General features: G+C 69.6%; 14 protein-coding genes. 5 read left to right on the forward strand and 9 right to left on the reverse strand.

Translation table 11 applies throughout. From position 1 onward, the window contains the following. The first annotated feature begins 51 nt into the window (after positions 1 to 51). Together VKA86_19530 and VKA86_19535 are read left to right on the forward strand one after the other, a co-directional pair. Positions 52 to 828 (forward strand): slipin family protein, encoded by a 777-nt coding sequence (locus VKA86_19530; GenBank protein HKK73402.1) that lies wholly within the window; start codon positions 52 to 54, stop codon positions 826 to 828. Next, the gene (locus VKA86_19535) at positions 828 to 1,586 is read left to right on the forward strand and encodes a hypothetical protein (GenBank protein ID HKK73403.1); all 759 of its coding nucleotides are present in this window, start codon (positions 828 to 830) and stop codon (positions 1,584 to 1,586) included. Before VKA86_19530 ends, VKA86_19535 begins: the two co-directional genes overlap by 1 nt. Positions 1,587 to 1,617: 31 nt before the next feature. Here the strand turns inward: VKA86_19535 and VKA86_19540 are convergent, their stop codons facing one another. Both VKA86_19540 and VKA86_19545 read right to left on the reverse strand, forming a co-directional pair. Beyond that, complete coding sequence (locus VKA86_19540; protein ID HKK73404.1) at positions 1,618 to 3,504, reverse strand: ABC transporter ATP-binding protein; 1,887 nt, start codon at positions 3,502 to 3,504, stop codon at positions 1,618 to 1,620. 19 nt (positions 3,505 to 3,523) lie between these two features. After that, on the reverse strand, positions 3,524 to 5,269 hold the full coding sequence (locus tag VKA86_19545; protein HKK73405.1) for an ABC transporter ATP-binding protein: 1,746 nt from the start codon (positions 5,267 to 5,269) through the stop codon (positions 3,524 to 3,526). 154 nt (positions 5,270 to 5,423) lie between these two features. Between VKA86_19545 and VKA86_19550 the strand changes: the two genes are divergently transcribed. Beyond that, the gene (locus tag VKA86_19550) at positions 5,424 to 6,239 is read left to right on the forward strand and encodes a ParA family protein (protein ID HKK73406.1); all 816 of its coding nucleotides are present in this window, start codon (positions 5,424 to 5,426) and stop codon (positions 6,237 to 6,239) included. A gap of 6 nt (positions 6,240 to 6,245) precedes the next feature. Here VKA86_19550 and VKA86_19555 read toward each other — a convergent pair whose 3' ends face one another. From VKA86_19555 to VKA86_19565, 3 genes are all read right to left on the reverse strand, one after another. Continuing rightward, positions 6,246 to 7,754 carry a hypothetical protein gene (locus VKA86_19555; protein ID HKK73407.1) on the reverse strand — a complete coding sequence of 503 codons (1,509 nt, stop codon included), beginning with the start codon at positions 7,752 to 7,754 and terminating at the stop codon, positions 6,246 to 6,248. A 107-nt stretch (positions 7,755 to 7,861) separates the two neighbouring features. Continuing rightward, a complete protein-coding gene (locus tag VKA86_19560) occupies positions 7,862 to 8,605 on the reverse strand; it encodes a polyphenol oxidase family protein (GenBank protein ID HKK73408.1) in 744 nt (247 codons plus the stop codon). Beyond that, a complete protein-coding gene (locus VKA86_19565; GenBank protein HKK73409.1) occupies positions 8,596 to 10,146 on the reverse strand; it encodes a cellulose synthase family protein in 1,551 nt (516 codons plus the stop codon). The genes VKA86_19560 and VKA86_19565 overlap by 10 nt, the downstream gene beginning before the upstream one ends. A 15-nt stretch (positions 10,147 to 10,161) precedes the next feature. Between VKA86_19565 and VKA86_19570 the strand changes: the two genes are divergently transcribed. After that, positions 10,162 to 11,448, forward strand: a complete 1,287-nt coding sequence (locus VKA86_19570) for a glycosyltransferase 87 family protein (protein HKK73410.1) — start codon at positions 10,162 to 10,164, stop codon at positions 11,446 to 11,448. On the opposite strand, the gene VKA86_19575 is transcribed toward VKA86_19570, so the two are convergent. The 4 genes from VKA86_19575 to cysD form a co-directional block, all read right to left on the reverse strand. Next, positions 11,449 to 12,252, reverse strand: coding sequence for a DUF3307 domain-containing protein (locus VKA86_19575; protein HKK73411.1), 804 nt, complete (start codon positions 12,250 to 12,252; stop codon positions 11,449 to 11,451). It lies immediately after the preceding gene. Next, positions 12,249 to 12,935 (reverse strand): hypothetical protein, encoded by a 687-nt coding sequence (locus tag VKA86_19580; protein ID HKK73412.1) that lies wholly within the window; start codon positions 12,933 to 12,935, stop codon positions 12,249 to 12,251. The genes VKA86_19575 and VKA86_19580 overlap by 4 nt, the downstream gene beginning before the upstream one ends. Positions 12,936 to 13,011: 76 nt before the next feature. Continuing rightward, a complete protein-coding gene (gene cysN / locus VKA86_19585) occupies positions 13,012 to 14,934 on the reverse strand; it encodes a sulfate adenylyltransferase subunit CysN (GenBank protein ID HKK73413.1) in 1,923 nt (640 codons plus the stop codon). Between the two features lies 1 nt (position 14,935). Further along, a complete protein-coding gene (gene cysD, locus VKA86_19590) occupies positions 14,936 to 15,889 on the reverse strand; it encodes a sulfate adenylyltransferase subunit CysD (protein ID HKK73414.1) in 954 nt (317 codons plus the stop codon). Between the two features lie 238 nt (positions 15,890 to 16,127). Between cysD and VKA86_19595 the strand changes: the two genes are divergently transcribed. Beyond that, complete coding sequence (locus tag VKA86_19595; GenBank protein ID HKK73415.1) at positions 16,128 to 18,464, forward strand: SLBB domain-containing protein; 2,337 nt, start codon at positions 16,128 to 16,130, stop codon at positions 18,462 to 18,464. Positions 18,465 to 18,603 lie beyond the last annotated feature (139 nt).

The following is an 18,603-nucleotide window of genomic DNA, read 5'->3' on the forward strand; positions in this document are numbered from 1 at the left end:
TGTCCGCAGGTTGGGTCCGTGGATCGCCGGTCCGGACCCGGGAGGTGAAGCGTGTTACCAGCCGTCGGCATCATCGTCGTCCTGCTGATCCTGCTGATCGCGAACTCCGTTCGTGTGCTCCGGGAGTACGAGCGCGGGGTCGTGTTCCGCCTGGGCCGTTACGTGGGAACGCGTGGCCCGGGTCTGATCATCCTGGTCCCGATCATCGAGCGCATGCAGAAGGTGAGTCTTCGAACGGTCGCCATGGACGTCCCCCCGCAGGACGTGATCACGCGCGACAACGTGTCGGTCAGCGTCAATGCGGTGCTCTACTTCCGCGTGGTCGAGCCCGATCGGGCGATCCTCGACGTCGAGGACTTCCTCTTCGCCACCGGCCAGCTCGCCCAGACCACCCTGCGGTCGATCGTCGGCCAGAGCGAGCTCGACGAGATCCTGTCGGAGCGTGACAAGCTCAACGCCCAGATGCAGACGGTGATCGACGAGCAGACCGACCCGTGGGGGATCAAGGTGAGCCTGGTCGAGGTCAAGGACGTCGATCTGCCGCTCGAGATGAAGCGGGCCATGGCCCGGCAGGCCGAGGCCGAGCGCGAGCGGCGCTCGAAGGTGATCCTGGCCGAAGGTGAGTTCCAGGCCAGCCAGAAGTTGAGCGACGCCGCGAGCGTGATCGAAGCGCACCCGACGGCGATCCAGTTGCGCTATCTCCAGGCGCTGCAGGACGTCGCGGCCGAACAGAACTCGACGACGCTCTTCCCCGTACCGATCGATCTGTTCCGGCCTTTCCTGGAGCGAGCAGAGCGCCAACGCTCCGAAGACGAATCGAGTTCCTGATGCAACGTGGTCTGGTGGGTCTGGTCCTGACCGTCGTGGTGTGCACGACGAGCGTGACGGCGGCGCAGGCGCAGTGGCGCTTCGCCGTGGGACTCTCGGGGGGCGTGTCGACCGGCGACCGGATCTACCGCGCGCAGGCCGACGACGACGTGAGCTGGCGGTGGGAGCTGCCCACCGGCGGATCCGACGTGCGCGGGACCGAGGTGCTGGTGGAGTCGGCGGGCGTGTTCGAGGCGGACAATCCGGGCGACGCCCTGCAGTTCGGCGCCCGATTCACGGTGTTCTCGAACGAGAGCCCGTGGGGCGGCATCCTGAGCTTCGGGCTGAGTGATCTCGACGTCGAAGCCACGCGTCGCACCACCCAGGACAACGTGGACGAGGTTCCCTGGGACCAGTTCTTCACCACGCAGGTCCACGCCGTGGGCACGTACTCGATCCAGCCGAAGACCTCGACGCCTTACCTGCTCGCGGGTCTGGCCTGGGTGTCGTTGGACTCCGAGGGCGACGCGCTCGACCAGTCGAGCCCGGCTCTGGTCCTGGGCGGGGGCTACCGCATCGGGGGACGGGGGGCCTGGATGTTCGACGTCGAGATCCGCGGGGTGTGGGCGTCGCTGGACCTCGACGACGAACAGGCGCGGTTGGAGACCGGCATCGAGCAGCAGGCCGAGACCCGGGACACGGCGTCGGGGTTCGAGTTCGTCGGCGAGGACACCTACCGCGCGATCGAGTTCACGGTGAGCACCTCGCTGGCGTTCTGATCGTCGACGTTCGGACCCGGCGCGTCGCTGTTCAGGCCCGGCGCGAGGCCTGCGCGGTGGCCAACTGCATCTCGACGAGACGGCGATAGAGCCGGCCGTTGGCCATCAGTTCGTCGTGTGTTCCCTGCTCCAGCAGGCGTCCGTGGTGCAGCACCAGGATGCGATCGGCGTCGCGGACCGTCGCCAGGCGGTGCGCGATCACGATGCTCGTCCGTCCGCGCATGAGTTCCCCGGTGGCGCGCTGGATCCGGACCTCGGTCTCGGCGTCGACGCTCGCCGTGGCCTCGTCGAGCAGCAGGATGGGCGGGTCGTGGGCCAGGGCGCGGGCGAAGGCCACGAGCTGACGTTCGCCGGTGCTCAGGCGCTGGCCGCCTTCGCGCAACTCTTCGTCGAGACCGCGGGGAAGGCGCGCGACCAGACGGTCGAGGCCCACGCGATCGATCGCCTGGTGCAGTCGGTGCTCGTCGAAGGCCGGATCCCACAGCGTGAGGTTCTCGCGCAGCGTCCCGCTGAACAGCCGCGGGTCCTGCAGGACCAGGGCCACCTGCCGACGCAGATCGCGTTGGGGCCAGTCGCGCACGTCGATGCCGTCGACCAGCACGCGGCCCGCGTCGACGTCGTAGAAGCGGAGCAGCAACGAGATCACGGTGGTCTTGCCGGCCCCGGTGCTGCCCACGATCGCCACGCGCTCGCCGGGGCGCACGTGGAAGTCCATGCCCGTGAGCACGGACTTCTTGTGGTCGGATCCGTCGTCGAGCACCACCGGTGCCGCGGCGTCCTGCTCGAGCGTGTCGAGGGGAGAATAGCCGAAGTAGACGTCCTCGAAGCGGATGTCGCCACGGGCGCGCTTCGGGGTCTCGCGGGGCTCGGGGCGATCGACGACCTGTGACGTCGAGTCGAGCAGGGCGAACACGCGCTCGCTGGCCGCCATGGCACCCTGCAGGATGTTGAACTTCTCGCTCAGGGCACTGATCGGACGATAGAAGCGCTGGGCGTACTGCACGAAGGCCACCAGCGTTCCCAGCGTGACGGTTCCGGCCTCGATCCACAGGCCGCCCTGCCACAGCAACAGCACCACGGCCGCGGTGCTGACCACTTCGACCACGGGAAAGAACACCGCGAAGGCCGCGACGGTTTCGAGGTGCGCACGGGTGTGGGCCAGGTTCATGGTGTCGAAACGATCGAGACGGCGTTCGTGCTGACCGAAGGCCCGTACGATCGAGATCCCCGCGATGTGCTCCTGCAGGAAGGAATTGATGCGTGCCACGCGCACGCGGATCTTCCGGAAGGCCTGGCGTACGCGCGTGCGGAAGAAGCCGGCCACCAGGAAGAGGACGGGGATCACCGTGAAACTCAACAGGGCCAGCCGCCAGTCCAGCCAGATCATCACCCCCATGATCGCGAACAGCGTGAGCACGTCGGTGGCCACGGTCACCAGGCCACTGGTGAACAGTTCGTTCAGGGCCTCGATGTCGCTGGTCAGCCGGGTCATCAGCCGGCCCACCGGTTGGCGGTCGAACAGGGCCAGGTCCTGGCGCACCACGTGACGGAACAGCTGCCGGCGCAGGTCGAACATGATGTTCTGCCCGATCGTCTGCAGCAGCATGATCTGCACGTAGTGGACGGCGGCGGTCACCACGAGCACGGCGGCGTAGATGCCGCCGATCTGCCACAAGATGCGGCGTTGCTCGACGGCGGTGGCCTCGCTCTCGAGCGCGCGGTCGATCGCCATCTTCACCAGCAGCGGCGCGGCGATGCCCAGGCCGGCCACGACGGCGATCAGCACCGCGGCGAACAGGACCTGCGTGCGGTAGGGGCGCAGGTAGGCGATCAGGCGCGACAGCAGACCGCGGTCGGTGACCGCGACGCGCAGGTCTTCCTGTTCTTCCTGGTCGAATCCGTCGGCGATCGAGCTCACGGGTGTCCGGTCCTCTCCCTCATCGCAGCGCGTCGAGTTCGGCTTCGGACATCTGTTCCTCGTACATGCGGGCGTACAGACCGCCACGGCGTACGAGCTCGTCGTGGGTGCCGTGTTCGACGATCCGGCCCTCGTCCATCACGAGGATCTGGTCGGCGTCGCCCAGCGACAACAGGCGGTGGGTCACCAGCACCACGGTGCAGTCGCTCCAGGCGGTGCGCAGCTCGCGGGTGAGCTCGGCCTCGGTCTCGGTGTCGACGGCGCTGAACACGTCGTCGAGCAGCAGCAGGGTGGGTTGCGGCGCGAGCGCCCGGGCGATGCCCACGCGCTGCTTCTGCCCCCCGCTCAGGGTCACGCCACGTTCGCCGACGGGCGTGTCCCAGCCCTCGGGGAAGTTGTCGCGGTCGCGCTCGAGGCGGCTGACCCGGGCCAGGTCGTCGATGGCGGCGTCGTCGAGGTCGGGCGCGGCGAAGGCGATGTTCTCGCGCAGGGTGTCGCTGAACAGGAATCCGTCCTGCGGGGCGTACCCGGTGCCCGCGCGCAGGTCGTGCATGTCGATCTGCCGCAGGTCGATCCCGTCGACCTCGATCGTGCCCTGGTAGCCGTCGTACTGTCGCGACAGGAGACGCAGCAGCGTGGTCTTGCCCGCGCCGGTGGGTCCGACCACGGCCGTCCACGAGCCCGGGGACAGCTCGAAGTCCAGGTCGTGGACGGTCGGTTCGTCGGCCTCGGGGTAGGTGAAGGTCACGCCGTCGAAGCGCACGCGACCGTCGCGGCGGTCACGGGGCCAGGGCACCGGGTGGGCGGGCTGGCGGATCTCGGGCTCGGCGTCGAAGACCTGGCCCATGCGGTCGAGGCTGGCCAGGCCGCGCTGCCACAGATTGATGGTCCAGCCCAGGGCGATGGTGGGCCAGGTGAGCTGGGCCACGTAGGCCAGGAAGGCCACCAGGGTTCCGACCGTGATCGTCCCGCCGATCACCATGTGGCCCCCGCCCAGCAGCACCGCCACCGAGGCCAGGCCGGCCAGCATGGTCATGACCGGGTACATGGCGGCCTGCACCTTGAAGTAGTGGATGTTCAGGCCCACGTAGTCACGGGCCTCGTCGTCGAAGCGGCCGGCCATGTCGTCCTCGCGGGCGTAGGACTTCACGGTACGCACGCCGGTGAGCGCCTCCTGGGCGAAGCTGTTCACCCGCCCGAACTGCTCCTGCACCGACGAGAAGCGTTTGTAGGTGAGCCGGCTGGCCTGCTGCACCACCAGCGCCAGGATCGGCAGGGGGGCCAGGGCGATCAGGGTCAGCGTGGGGCTCATGGAGGTCATGAGCGCCATGGCCACGACCAGGGTGACCGAGGTGTTGATCACGTACATGATCCCCGGTCCCAGCAGCATGCGGATGGCGTTGAGGTCGTTGGTGGCCAGGGCCATGAGGTCGCCGACCTTGTGGCGGTCGAAGAAGCGGGCGCTCAGCCCGAAGACGTGGGCCGCGAAGTCCCGCCGCAGGTCGAGTTCGATCCAGCGGCTGGCCCCGATCATCAGGCGCCGCATGACGAACTTGCAGATCCCGCCGCCCAGGGTGAGGCCCAGCATGACCAGCGCGGCGTCGCGCGAGGCGGCCATGTCGCCGGCGTTCAGGGCGTCGATGGCCTTGCGCAGCCACCAGGGCGAGGCCAGCAGCAACAGGTCGCCCACCACGATGGCGAACACGCCGATCGCGAGCGCCTTGCGGTGGCGCCGCAGGTAGGGGATCAGTCGTCGGATTCGCACGAGGCGGCGCCCGGGGAGGTTCGGGTTGCGCGGGCAGGGGGTTGAGTCTAAAGTACCCGCGCAGTGGACCGCCGTCCACTCGTGCGGGTAAATCCTTGGAAATCGTACAGTTCGACGATTCCGCCGCGGTGATTCGAGGAGACGTTCCCAAGATATGAGCAATGTGATCGCCATCGTCAACCCCAAGGGGGGCACGGGCAAGACCACGTCGGCGCTGAACATCGCGGCCGGTCTGCTGCGCTACAGCGACATCACCAGCTCGGTGCTGACCATCGACATGGACCCACAGGGCTGCATGTCGAGCACTCTGCTGGGCAAGATCGACGGATCGCCGCCGGCGCGGACGATCTTCGACGTCCTGCGCCGTGCGATCACGCCGCACGACGGGATCACCAGCACGGTGTTCCAGGAGAACATCGAGACGCTGCCCTCGAGTCCGCACCTCGACAGCATGGCGAAGACCCAGATCTTCGACCGCCTGAAGAAGGTCACCGACCAGCTCCAGAGCAGTTACGGCTGGATCCTCATCGACACGCCGCCGAACATGGGCGTGCTCACGCTGAACGCCCTGGTCGCCGCCGACTACGTGCTGATTCCCACGCCGATCAACGGGCTGAGCGTGTCGACCCTGCGCAAGCTCAAGGCCGACCTGCAGGCCGTGCAGAACGGTCCGAACGACCTGCTGCAGGTGCTGGGGATCCTGGTCACCATGAAGGACGCCCGCACCAAGCTGAACAAGAAGCTGGTGACCGAGGTCGAGGAGGTGTTCGGCAAGGACGCCATGTTCAAGACGGCGATCACCACGAACACCAAGATCGAAGAGGCCCCGGCCGAGTTCCAGAGCATCTTCCAGTTCGACAACAGCTGCGTGGGCGCGACCCTCTACCGCGACTTCCTCAAGAAGGAGATGCTCAAGCGTCTGAAGTCGCTCGAGAAGAAGCGCGCGGAGCTGATCGAGAGCCGGTACTAGCTGCAGCTAGCCGTCCACGCGCCAGCGCAGGGCGGGCAGGACCAGGTCCACGACGGCCCGGAACTCCCAGACGTCGACGTCGTCGCCCGCGACGTTGTTGCGATCGTCGATCGCGTGGAAGGCCGCCTGCAGGGCGGCCTTCAGCGTTCCCGGGCGGTGCCAGGTGGCCCCGAGGGTGGCGATCCAGCGCTTCTCGACGGTGCCGCGGGGGAAGGGGAGGTCGACCTGGCCCCGGCGTGTCTCGGCGGTGGTGATCCGGTTCTCGCCCCGCCGCCGGCGCTCGAAGCCCCCGAACAGGTGCCACGCTGTGGCCGGCCGCCAGTCGGCGCGCAGGTGGTGGCGGTCGGTGTCCGGACCCTCGGGTGCGCCGAGGGGCCGCAGGTAGTGACGGTGGTCGGTGCCCTCGCCGCGGTGCAGGTAGGTCCAGGTGCCGATGCGGCGGTACTCGTAGCCGAACAGCCAGGCGTCGCGCGCGAGGTCAACGCCCGCCGTCCAGGCGAGCTGGTCGGGGCTCCGGTCCCGACCCTCGGGGTCGATCTGGAAGTCGTCGACGGCGAGGGATCCGTAGGTCCGCAGGTTCCACCCGAAGAGCGGCTGCAGGTACGTGGCGTCGACGGCGTTGATCGCGTTCACCTGCGTCCCGGTGTCGCCGTCGTCTTCGACCTGGATCTGAGCCCACAGCGGTATGGGGTTGATGTATCGTAGGTTGAGGCTCTCGCTCGGGCCCGCCGCGATCACCGTCTCACTGAGCGAGGCACGCAGCCGGTCGTCGAGGAAGAACAGGTCGAAGCGGTGCCCGTAGAGCCACCGGCGAGTGGGGATGCCGTCGACGACCTCGGTCGACAACTGCCCGGCGAAGGCCTGCACCACGTGATCGCCCCAGTCCAACCGACCGTGCACCAGGTCCACCGCCGGCCCGGTCCCGCCCACCAACAGCCCACCCAGCCGCTCCGGCCCCCATGCGAAGGGCACGCGCCCCAGAGTGAGCGCGCCGCCGTCGAAGTGCGCGCGGAGCCAGGCGGCGTCGAAGTTGTTGCTCGCGTCGAGCTGCGAGAAGGACCGCGTGCGATTGCGAGGATCGTTGTCGCCTCGCGAGTCGAAGGTGAAGTGCACCCCGGCGGTGACGTGCTCGTGGAAGCGCGCGCGGCCGACGAGCTGGGTGCGCCAGCGGTCGAGGGGATCGACGGCGTCGCCGTCGCGGACGTCGGCGTAGAGCGGGCGGAGCTGGACCTCGGGGTCGGTCTCGAGGCCGATGAATCTCAGGCGGGTTTGCAGGCCCAGGCCCAGGTCGTCGGGGACGATGGGGGCGTCCTGCCAGGCCCGCCACAACCGCGCGGCCGCGGATCGTGCGTCGACGCCGACCGACGGCATGGCCACGATCCCGGGCGCCAGCCGATCGCCCAGTTCGCCGCGGCGCTGCAGCTCGGCGAGCAGGGGATATTGTGGATCCAGCGGGGTGACCGGGATCGCGGCGTCGCGGGCGCCGGCCGCGGTGGCCCACAGGGCGAGCACCACGAGCGTGAGTCGAGATCGGAGGCGGGGAGCCGTCCCGTGTCGGGGGCCTCTGTCCATGACGGCGCAGTATGCTGCGACCCGGCTGCAGGACCAAGCCCGAACCCGCGTCAGCGGCGGCCGATCCAGGCCAGTTGCCGGCCGCACAGGCCGCCGTCGCGGCGGTAGCTCCAGTACAGGTCATCGCGTTCGAAGGTGCAGTCGTCGCTCAGGCGCACGCGCCCGGTGTCGAGTCCGCAGCGGACGAGACGGCGCGCGATCGCCGTGCCCAGATCCACGTGGGGGCGGCGGCGCCGGTCGCCGTCGGGTGGCAGCACGTCGCTGGGGTCGAAACGCTCGGCGACCTCCGGACCGACCTCGAAGCGCCGCGGGCCGATGCGCGGGCCCACCCAGGCGCGCAGCCGCGGTGGCTCGGCACCGAGATCGGTCAGCGCGGCGACGGTGGACTCGACCACGCCGGCCACGGTGCCCCGCCAGCCGGCGTGGGCGATGCCGAAGGCTCCGCCCCTGGGATCCCACAGCGCCACGGGCGCGCAGTCGGCCACCGACACGAGCAGCACCACCGAGGAGTCCACGCTGACCAGGGCGTCGGCCTCGCCGTGCATCCCGCCGCGCCCGGCACGCACGACCTCGGTGCCGTGGACCTGACGGACCCAGGCCGCCCGGTCCGGATCGTGGCCGAGGGCGCGGGCGAGCAGTTCGCGGCTGCGGGCACGGCTGCGCTCGTCGTCGCGGCCGGTCCCGGCTGTCGGGAACCCCACGCGCGTGGTCATCCCGCCGGTGGTGCGCTGGGTCTGGATCCAGGGGTCCACCCGCAGCACCGGGCGCCGGCCCAGGTCGTCGCTCACGGCCATCGGGCGAGCATCTCCGTCGAGACCCAGATCAGCGCGCCGAGCATGGCCACTCCGGCCACCACCGATCCCACGCGCAGAAGACCGTCGGTGCGACGCCCCAGCGAGCCCAGCCCCACGTACAGGAAGCCGAACAGGAACAGCAGCAGGAAGGGCAGGGCCACCCACTTCTCGGCGCGGGCGGCGACGACGAGGCCGAACACGAAGTAGCCGGCGAGCAGCAGCTCCAGCCACGTGTGCCAGCGGGCGCGCAGACGGTAGGCGAAGCGGTCGAACGAGCCGGCGGCGGTGCCGTCGCCGTGTCCGCCGGACTTCGGGGTGCGGAGGAAGGGGGACTGGTGACCGGCGAGGGCCTCCAGCACCGCCCGGGCGTTGTTCACCGACATGCCGATGCCCAGGGCGAGCATGGCGGGGAGCTCGCACACGGTTACCCACACGCGCTGTCCCGCCGCGCGCTGGCCGGTCAGGTAGTAGGCCAGCACGAAGGTGGTGGTGGCGCCCATGGTGCCGGCCAGCAGCAGCATGCGCGGGTCGTCGTCGGCCACGCCCGAGGCCAGGGTGGGCACCCACAACAGCACGGGCCCGGTCATCAGCACATAGGTGAAGTTGCTGGTCAGGTGGAGCGCGGCCTCGATCTTCACCGGCAGCGGCAGCGGCGCGCGCAGCACCCGCACCAGGAGTTTCAGTGCCGTCTGGGCGCTGCCCTTGGCCCACCGGTGCTGCTGGGCCTTGAAGGCGTTCATGTCCTCGGGTAGCTCCGCCGGGCTGACCACGTCGTCCAGGTACACGAAGCGCCAGCCGTGCATCTGCGCGCGGTAGGACAGGTCGAGGTCCTCGGTGAGGGTGTCGTGCTCCCAGCCGCCCGCCTCGACGATCGCCTGCCGACGCCACACGCCCGCGGTGCCGTTGAAGTTGAAGAAGCGGCCGGTACGGTTGCGGGCCACGTGCTCCACGTGGAAGTGGCCGTCGAGGAACACCGCCTGCAGCCGCGTGAGCAGCGAGCACTCGCGGTTCAGGTGACCCCAGCGCGACTGGACCATGCCCACCGCTGGGTCGGCGAAGTGGGGTAGCGTGCGCCGCAGGAAGTCCGGGGCGGGCACGAAGTCGGCGTCGAAGACGGCGACGAAGTCGGTGTCGGTACGCTGCAGCCCGAACTCGAGGGCTCCGGCCTTGAATCCCGTGCGCTGGGGCCGACGGACGTGCTCGATGTCGTAGCCCATGCGGCGCAGACGGCGGATCAGTCGCTCGAGGCGCGCCGTGGTGTCGTCGCTGGAGTCGTCGAGGACCTGCACACGCAGACGGTCGCGCGGGTGGTCGAGCCGGGCGGTGGCCAGGACCAGACGCGTGGCCACGTAGCGTTCGTTGTAAAGAGGGAGCTGGACGGTCACCCGGGGCGTCGCTTCGTCGTCGACGGCGGCGGCGGGAGGTGGCACGCTCCGCCGGACCCGCGCGTACAGGAGCAGCAGGCACAGTCGGTGCAGACCGAACACCGCCAGGCCGGCCACGGCTGCCGCGTAGAGGGTGAGGACGAAGTCGATGTTCATGGGAGATCGGCCGGGATGGTAGTGCTCCACCAGCGCCGGAACAAGCTCGCAGCGGCGCTCGGGGTCTCGTCGGTGGGCTTGTACGGTCTCATGGCCTTTTCCGTGACCGGGCCGATCGACACGCGCGAATGGCTGCTGGGCTACGCCATCGCCTGGGGACTGTACCTCAGTCTCTTCGTGGCCGCACGCGACGACGACTGGATCGGTTCGCCCTGGCTGATCCTGGGCTGGGCCCTGATCGCCCGTCTGGTCCTGGTGCCGACCGCGCCCTGGCTCAGTGACGACCTCTATCGCTACCTGCTCGACGGACGCGTCCTCGCCGAGGGGGTGAATCCCTTCGCCCACCCGCCGGCCGAACCCATGATCCAGTCGATCGCGCCCGAGCTGGCGTCGAAGGTCAACCATCCCGAGGTGCCGACCATCTACCCGCCCGTGGTGCAGGGGTTGGCGTGGATCGCGGCCCGGATGGAGCTGGGCGTGGTGGGTTGGCGCGTACTCATGACCGGCATCGACCTGTTGGTCATGGGGGCGGTGGCCCTGCTCTTCGGTCGCGGCGCCCGGGGTTGGCGAGCGGCGGCGGTGTACGGTCTGTGCCCCCTGGCGATCTGGGAGACCGGCGCCAACGGACACCTCGAAGCCCTGGCCGCCTTGCCCCTGGTGCTGGGGGTGTTCTGGATGGAGCGGGGGCATCCGCTGCGCGCGGGGGTGGCCTTCGGGGCGGCGGCGCTGACGAAGTACTACGCCCTGTTGTTGTTACCGCTGTGGCTGGCGCACCGCGGCTTCAAGCGCATGGCCGCGACCACCGTCGCCGTCACCCTGCTCGCGCTGGTGCCCTTCACGGTGGGTGGCGTCGACATCTTCGAGGGTCTGCGCACCTACCTGGCGAACTGGAGCTTCAACAGTCCCTTGTACAGCGTGCTGGCCAACGTGGGGATCCCCGACGACGTGCTGCGCGTGCTGCCCTTCGTGGTGATCCTCATCGGTGGCACGGTGGCGGGGCTGCGCAACGAGGACGTGGTGCGGTCGATTCCCATGCTGCTGTTCGCGTTCCTGGTGATCGGGCCCACGCTGCACCCCTGGTACGCACTGTGGCTGCTGCCGTGGCTGGGCGACCGGCCGCACCCCGGTCACTGGAGCTTCGTCGGGGCCATGGGCGGGGCCTACGCCGTGTGGTGGTCGGTGGCGACCACCGGGCAGTGGACGCTGCCCACGGGCGTTCCCGAGGTGCTGTGGACGATCGTGGCGCTGGGCTGGCTGTCGAGCTTCTGGCGCGAGACGGGCAGTACGCCCGAGCCGGTGTGATCAGCCGACCGAGGCGAGCGCGCGCGTGGTGAGCCACGCCACGAACAGCGCCCACGCGAAGCTCATGAAGGTGCCGATGATCACGTACTCGGCCTCGACCCGCTGCTGCCGGGCGTTGAGGTCGCCGAAGCGCAGGATCGACTTGGCCGCGAGCAGGAAGCCCACGCCGTCGACACGGCCGATCAGCACGAAGAAGAAGATCAGCGCGCGTTCGAGGGCGCCGATCATCTGGCCGCCCCCGCTCAGGCCGCGCGGTTCGATGCCCAGGGCGCGGTCAGGGGCGTCGGCGGCGTCGTGCGCCTGCCGCAACGATCCCTCGAAGCGCCGGACGGCCAGGGCGATCACGATGCTGCCGGTGCGCACGCAGACGACGAGACCGATCAGCACCACGAACAGCGCATCGACCGGGATCGAGGACGGCCACGGCGGCGCCGGAGTGCGGGGTCCGAGCCAGACGGCGACGGCGACCAGCGACAGCACGTGGGCGATCTGGTCGGCCGAGAACAGGCGCAGGTTCGACGGGGCGTCGAGGTGGCCGCTCGCGCGCAGGCGCGCCCGGACCAGTTCCTTGGTGACGTCGATCGCGCCGTGGGCGCCGAAGACGGCCGCCGGGATCCACCACGCCGTCCACGCGCCGACGAACACCCAGGCGACCACGGCGTGCTGCAGCGCGTGGCGGACGAAGGCCCATGGGTGCAGGCGGGTCTTCTGCTCGACGTCGCGGTTCGACTGCACCACGAAGTCCACCAGCGCGTGCGCGGCGAGCAGCGGCAGGCCCGGGTGCAGGATCCACGAGTCGGTCACGAGGGCTCGTCCTCCAGGGAGGCCAGACGGGCTTCGAAGGCGGTCACGGCCGCGGTGACCGTGTCGGCGTGGGCCGAGCGCAGGTGGCCGGCCACCGTGGGCTGGGAGACCGGCGGGTCCCACAGCGCCGCGATCCGATCCTGCCGCCAGCCCTGCAGGGCGCCCACCATGGCCCGGGCCTGCTTCGCCGTCCAGTCCGAGACGAGCACGTCGAGCAGGCGGGCGACCACGTCCCAGTCGTGCAGATGCGAGCGGCCGGCGGGGACGAAGGCCATCCGGCGCGGGCCGAGCCCGGTCAGGGTGCGGCCCGACAGGCGGAAGGCCTCGCCCTCGCTGCGCGACACCCGGTCCTCGGCGAGGAAGTCCACGCCGCCGCGGGCGATCACCACGCGCGTGTCGACCGGGGCGCCGGGATCGTCGGCGAGTTCCGAGCGCAGGACGGCGCGCAGCAGCAGCGCGGCGCGCAGGGAGGTCGACGGGCGCGGGAGTAGCAGCTGCCAGGCATCGCCGCCGTAGACGTCGACGGGGAGAGGCACGGCCGCGACGCCCAGGGTGGCGCGCAGGGTCTCGGTGGCCGCCGCCAGGGTGGGGGCGAGCCGGCGCCGGGTGTCCAGCGAAAGGCTACTGGACCCGACCACGTCGCCGCTGAGCACGGCGACCGGAGCGTGGACGTCGAGGGCCAAGGGCGGACCTCCGGAAGGGGGCTGACCCCTTGTATAGGCAAAAGGGCCTATAATGTCCACATATAGCTCGAAAAGCCTATGTCGTTTCCGGGATCACGCCCCGCCGCCGCAGAGCCACGACCAGCCGGTCGACCAGCTCGTCGACCGACTGCTGATCGGTGGGCAGATGCACCTCCGGGGCCTCCGGGGCCTCGTAGGGCGCGCTCACGCCGGTGAAATCGCCGATCTCGCCGCGGCGGGCCTTGGCGTACAGCCCCTTCGGGTCGCGCTGCTCGCAGACCTCGATCGGGGCGTCCACGTGCACCTCGAAGAAGTGGTCGGGCCCGATCACCTCGCGCGCCCGCTGCCGATCGCTGCGGTAGGGAGCGATGAACGAGGTGATCACGATCAGCCCGGCGTCGTTCATGAGCCAGGCCACCTCGGCGATGCGCCGCAGGTTCTCGGTGCGCTCGGCCGGCGAGAAGCCCAGGTCGCGGTTCAGGCCGTGGCGCACGTTGTCGCCGTCGAGCACGTAGGCCTTGTGGCCCATGTCCACCAGGCGCTTCTCGAGCGCGAAGGCCACCGTGCTCTTGCCCGATCCGCTCAGCCCCGTGAACCACAGCGTGGCCGGGCGGTGGCCCAGCAGCTCGTCGCGCCGTTCGGGCGTGACGTGGCCGCGGTGGCGGGTGATGTTGCGGCTGGCCGGTTCGGCGACCGCGATCGCGTCGCGGCGGCCCGCCTTCTCGATCATGCCCGCGCCGACGGTGCGGTGCGTGAGCGGATCGATCAGCACGAACGAGCCCGTGGCGCGGTTCTCCGAGTAGCGGTCGAGCATGAGCGGGGCGTGGAACTGCATCTCCACGCGGCCGATCTCGTTCAGGCCCAGGGCGTCGGCGTCCTCGCGGTGCAGCTGGTTCGGGTCCACGCGGTAGCGCAGCTCGGCCACGGTGCCGCGCACCTCGGCCGAGGAGTGGCGCACCAGGTAGGGCGAACCCACCTGCAGGGGCTGTTCGTCCATCCACACCAGCATGGCCTCGGCCTGGCGCTCCACGCGCGGCTGGTTGCCCGGCTTGACGATCATGTCGCCGCGCGAGATGTCGCGCTCGTCCTCGAGGCACACCGTGATCGACTGGGGCGGGTAGGCGTACTCGACGTCGCCGTCGAAGGTCACGATGCGGCTCACGCGCGAGGTCTGGCCGCTGGGCAGGATCATCACCTCGTCGCCCTGGCGCAGCACGCCCGAGGCGATGGTGCCGCAGTAGCCGCGGAACTCGTGGTTGGGACGGTTCACGTACTGGATCGGCAGGCGCAGGTCGATGAGGTTGCGGTCGCCGGCGATGTGCACCTGCTCGAGGTGCTGGATCAGCGACAGCCCCTGGTACCAGGGCATGTTCGCGCTGCGCTCGACCACGTTGTCGCCCAACAGGGCCGACACCGGGATGAACGACAGGTCGTCGATCTCGAGCTTCGCGGCGAAGTCCGAGTACTCCTGGCGCAGCTCGTCGAAGCGCTCCTGCGACCAGTCCACCAGGTCCATCTTGTTGACCACGACCACCACGTGCGGGATCTGCAGCAGCGAGGCGATGAAGCCGTGGCGCTTGCTCTGCGTGGTGATGCCGTTCTTGGCGTCGATCAGGACGAGCGACAGGTTCGCCGTCGACGCGCCGGTGACCATGTTCCGCGTGTACTGCTCGTGGCCCGGCGTGTCGGCGATGATGAAGCGCCGCGTGGGCGTGGAGAAGTAGCGGTAGGCGACGTCGATGGTGATGCCCTGTTCCCGCTCGGACTTCAGGCCGTCCATGAGCAGGGCGAGGTCCAGATTGCGGTTCAGGCGCTTGCTCGCCGCCTCGACGCCTTCCATGTGGTCCTCGAAGATCGACTTCGAGTCGTACAGCAGACGGCCGATCAGCGTGGACTTGCCGTCGTCCACGCTGCCGGCGGTGGAGAAGCGCAGCAGCTCGGATTCCTCGTTGCGGCGCAGCAGTTCCTCGACCGTGACCTGGCCCACGATGTCGCTCATGCTAGAAGTAGCCCTCCCGCTTCTTCGTCTCCATCGAAGCGTCCTGGTCGTAGTCGATCATGCGCGTGGAGCGCTCGCTCTGCCGCGCGATCATGGTCTCGGCCACGATCTCCTGCACCGTGGTGGCCGTGCTCTCGGTGGCGGCCGTCAGCGGCCAGTCGCCGAGCGTGCGGAAGCGCACCGACACCTCTTCGACCTGCTCGCCGTCGGACAGCTCCATGGGGTGGTCGAAGTACTCGTGGTCGTCGGGCGTGTAGTAGGGAATGAGCATCCCGTCGCGGCGGACGATCCGGCGCGGCTTCGAGTAGTACAGCTCGCAGAGGTCGATGTCCTCCACGAGGATGTACTGCCAGATGTCGAGCTCGGTCCAGTTGGAGATCGGGAACACGCGGATCGACTCGCCGCGGTGCACGCGCGTGTTGTAGAGGTCCCACAGCTCGGGGCGCTGGTTCTTCGGGTCCCACCGCGAGTGCTCGTCGCGGAAGCTGAAGATGCGCTCCTTGGCGCGCGAGCGTTCCTCGTCGCGCCGGGCGCCGCCGAAGGCCGCGTCGAAGCGGTGCTCGCGCAGGGCCCGCACCAGGGCCTGCGTGTTCATGACGTTCGTGTACTCCACCGAGCCCCAGGTGAAGGGGTTCGCGCCGCGCTCCTTGGCCTGCCAGTTCGTCTCGCTCAGGATCTCCACGCCCAGCCGCTCGGCCGTGCGGTCGCGGTGCTGGTACATCTCCGGGAACATCCACGTGGTGTCGATCACCATCAGCGGGAAGGGGATCGGCGCCGGGTGGAAGGCCTTGCGCGCCAGGTGCACCATGACCGACGAGTCCTTGCCCACGCTGTACAGCATGACCGGCTTGTCGAAGGTGGCGGCCACCTCGCGGATGATGTGGATGGCCTCGGCCTCGAGCTGGCGGAGGGTGGAGAGGGAGTAGTGTTCACTCCCGCGGTGGGAATCGCTCATGGGTGGCGCAGATCCGGGCTGAGGTGGCGCGACGGGACAGGTCCCGTTCGGGGCAGGGGATCGGTCCGGGAGTGTACCGCCATCGGGCGGAAACGGCCAAACCGGGGCTCTTCTTTAGGCGTTGCCGGTGATCGGGGCCTGCGCTAGGGTGCGCCGCAACGGTCGCACGCAGGCTGCTCGCGCCCGGCTGCATCGTGCACCCGCAAGCGACGTACCACCCGAATCCGAGGACTTCGTGGTGAGCCTCCCCGGTCGACGGCTCCGGCCGATCCGACGAGCCTGCTGCACCATCGTGGCCCTGGTGGCCGTGCTGGCGAGCGCCGCGCCCGCCGGCGCCCAGTCCGCCGCGGACCTGCGCCGCCTGCAGTCGCTGACGCCCGAACAGCGCGCCCAGCTGCGCGAGCGGCTCGAGCAGGGCGAGGCCGCGAGCCCCGAGGACACCCTGGCCGAACCCGGCCGCACCGAGCTGCCCGAGCAGCCGGCCGTGGTGCTGCCGCTGTCGCAGACCCAGGCCGAGTCCGTGGTGGCCGAGGCCACCGGGGATACAGCAGACGAGGCCCCCTCGGACCTCTTCGGCGCCGACTTCTTCCGCGGCGATCCGGCGATGTTCGGGCCCCAGAGCTTCGGCCCCGTGCCCGCCGACTACCTGATCGGCCCCGGCGACCAGATCGTGGTCGACGTGTGGGGCGAGGTGGAGTTCCGCCACGAGCGGGTGGTCGACCGCGACGGAACCATCATCCTGCCGCGCGCCGGCCGCATCAGCGCCGCCAACCGCACGCTCGAGGACCTGACCCGGGCGATCCGCCAGCAACTGAGCCGCTCGTACTCGGGCATCGACCCCAGCGGCGAGGGCGGCACGACCTTCGTCGACGTCAGCCTGGGCCGCCTGCGCGCGATCCGGGTGTTCGTGGTGGGCGAGGCCGCCCGACCCGGTGCCTACGAACTCAGTTCGGTGTCGACCGTGTTCACCGCTCTGCACGCCGCCGGCGGCCCGAACGCCCAGGGCAGCCTGCGCAACGTGACCCTGATGCGCGGGACCGAACAGGTCGCCACGGTGGACCTGTACGACTACCTGCTTCGCGGCGAGCGCAGCGGCGACGTGATCCTGCGCGAGGGCGATACCGTGTTCGTGCCCATCCGAGAGGTGACCGTGCGGGCGAGCGGGGCCGTGCGGCGGCCGATGCGCTACGAGTTGATCCCCGGCGAGGGCGTGGCCGATCTGGTGCGCTATGCCGGCGGTTTCGCCGTGGACGCCGTGACCGACCTCGTGCACGTGACCCGCGTGCTGCCCCCGGCCGAACGCGTGCCCGGCGAGCCCGACCGCGTGCAGCGCGACCTCGATCTCGGGGCCGACCCGAATCCGATGCTGCTCGACGGCGACCGCCTGAGCGTGGACCGCGTGCCCGAGCGCCTGCTGAACGTGGTCGAGGTGCAGGGCAACGTGAAGAACGCCGGCCGGTACGAGTACGTGGAGGGCGAGACCGTGGCCGGGCTGGTCGAACGGGCCGGGGGGCTGTGGGACGACACCCTATTGGAACGTGCGACGTTGGACCGCGTGGACGACGACGGGACGTATCGGAGCCAGGACGTGCCGTTGAGGGAACTGCTCTCCGATCCGGGGCGCGACCTGGAGTTGCAACCGCGCGACGTGCTCACCATCTACTCGATCTGGGACGTGAACGACCGGTTCAGCGTGACCGTGAGCGGCGAGGTGCGCTCGCCCGGGACCTTCGATTGGCGCGAGGGCCTGACCCTGCGCGACGTGGTGTTGAAGGCCGGGGGGCTGCGGCAGTCGGCCGACCGGCTGCGGGCCGAGGTCTCACGTCTGCGCTTGGAGGCCTTACGAGAGGCCGACAGCGAGATTCCGCCCGAGCGCACTATCGATGTGACCATGGTGACGCTCGGCGACGACTGGCTGCAGGTGAACGGCTCGTTCGAGCTCGAGCCCTTCGACCGCGTGCAGATCCGGAGGTTGCCGTGGTGGCAGACGCAGCGGACGGTGCAGCTGCGCGGCGAGGTGATGTATCCCGGCGAGTACTCGCTGGAGAGTCCGGACGAGCGCTTGAGTTCGGTGATCGAGCGGGCCGGGGGGTTGAAGCCGACGGCGTATCTGGCCGGAGCGCGGTTGGAGCGGTCGCAGGACTCGATCGGGAACGTGGCGCTGGATCTGGAGAAGGCGTTGGAGAACCCCGAAGACGAGCACGATGTGATCCTCGAGGCCGGCGACGAGATCGTGGTGCCGCCGGAGCCGTACACGGTGAAGGTGGTCGGGGCGGTGAACTTCTCGACCAGCGTCGTGTGGGAAGACGGGTTGGGGTTATCGGACTACGTGTCGCGTGCCGGTGGGTACGCCGAGAGGGCGGACAAGTGGGGGACGCACGTGGTGTACGCCAACGGGATGTCGCGGCCGATCCGGCGGTTCTGGAGGGATCCGGAGGTCAGGCCGGGGTCGACGGTGGTGGTGCCGGTGAAGGAGCCTGATGAGGGGCCGACCAGGCTGGAGACGCTTCGTGAGATCTCGGCGATCGTTGCGAGTGTGGCTACGGTTTGGTTGGTGATTGATCGGACGGATTGATTGTCTGAGGAGACAAGGGAACGTGGTTGAGACCAAACATGACGCCGACGTCTCCCTGGCGAAGTCCGGTGAGGTCTCGCTCCCTGGGATCGGAGTGTTTCTCCTCAGGTATCGGCTCCTCATAGCAGCGATGATCGCA

The sequence above is a fragment of the Candidatus Krumholzibacteriia bacterium genome (genome assembly GCA_035268685.1).
GTDB lineage: Bacteria > Krumholzibacteriota > Krumholzibacteriia > JAJRXK01 > JAJRXK01 > JAJRXK01.

Coding starts and splice junctions, on each gene's coding strand:
- VKA86_19535 (HKK73403.1), top strand. CDS start 828: ATGCAACGTGGTCTGGTGGGTCTGGTCCTGACCGTCGTGGTGTGCACG.
- VKA86_19550 (HKK73406.1), top strand. CDS start 5,424: ATGAGCAATGTGATCGCCATCGTCAACCCCAAGGGGGGCACGGGCAAG.
- VKA86_19560 (HKK73408.1), bottom strand. CDS start 8,605: ATGGCCGTGAGCGACGACCTGGGCCGGCGCCCGGTGCTGCGGGTGGAC.
- VKA86_19565 (HKK73409.1), bottom strand. CDS start 10,146: ATGAACATCGACTTCGTCCTCACCCTCTACGCGGCAGCCGTGGCCGGC.
- VKA86_19570 (HKK73410.1), top strand. CDS start 10,162: ATGGTAGTGCTCCACCAGCGCCGGAACAAGCTCGCAGCGGCGCTCGGG.
- cysN (HKK73413.1), bottom strand. CDS start 14,934: ATGAGCGACATCGTGGGCCAGGTCACGGTCGAGGAACTGCTGCGCCGC.
- cysD (HKK73414.1), bottom strand. CDS start 15,889: ATGAGCGATTCCCACCGCGGGAGTGAACACTACTCCCTCTCCACCCTC.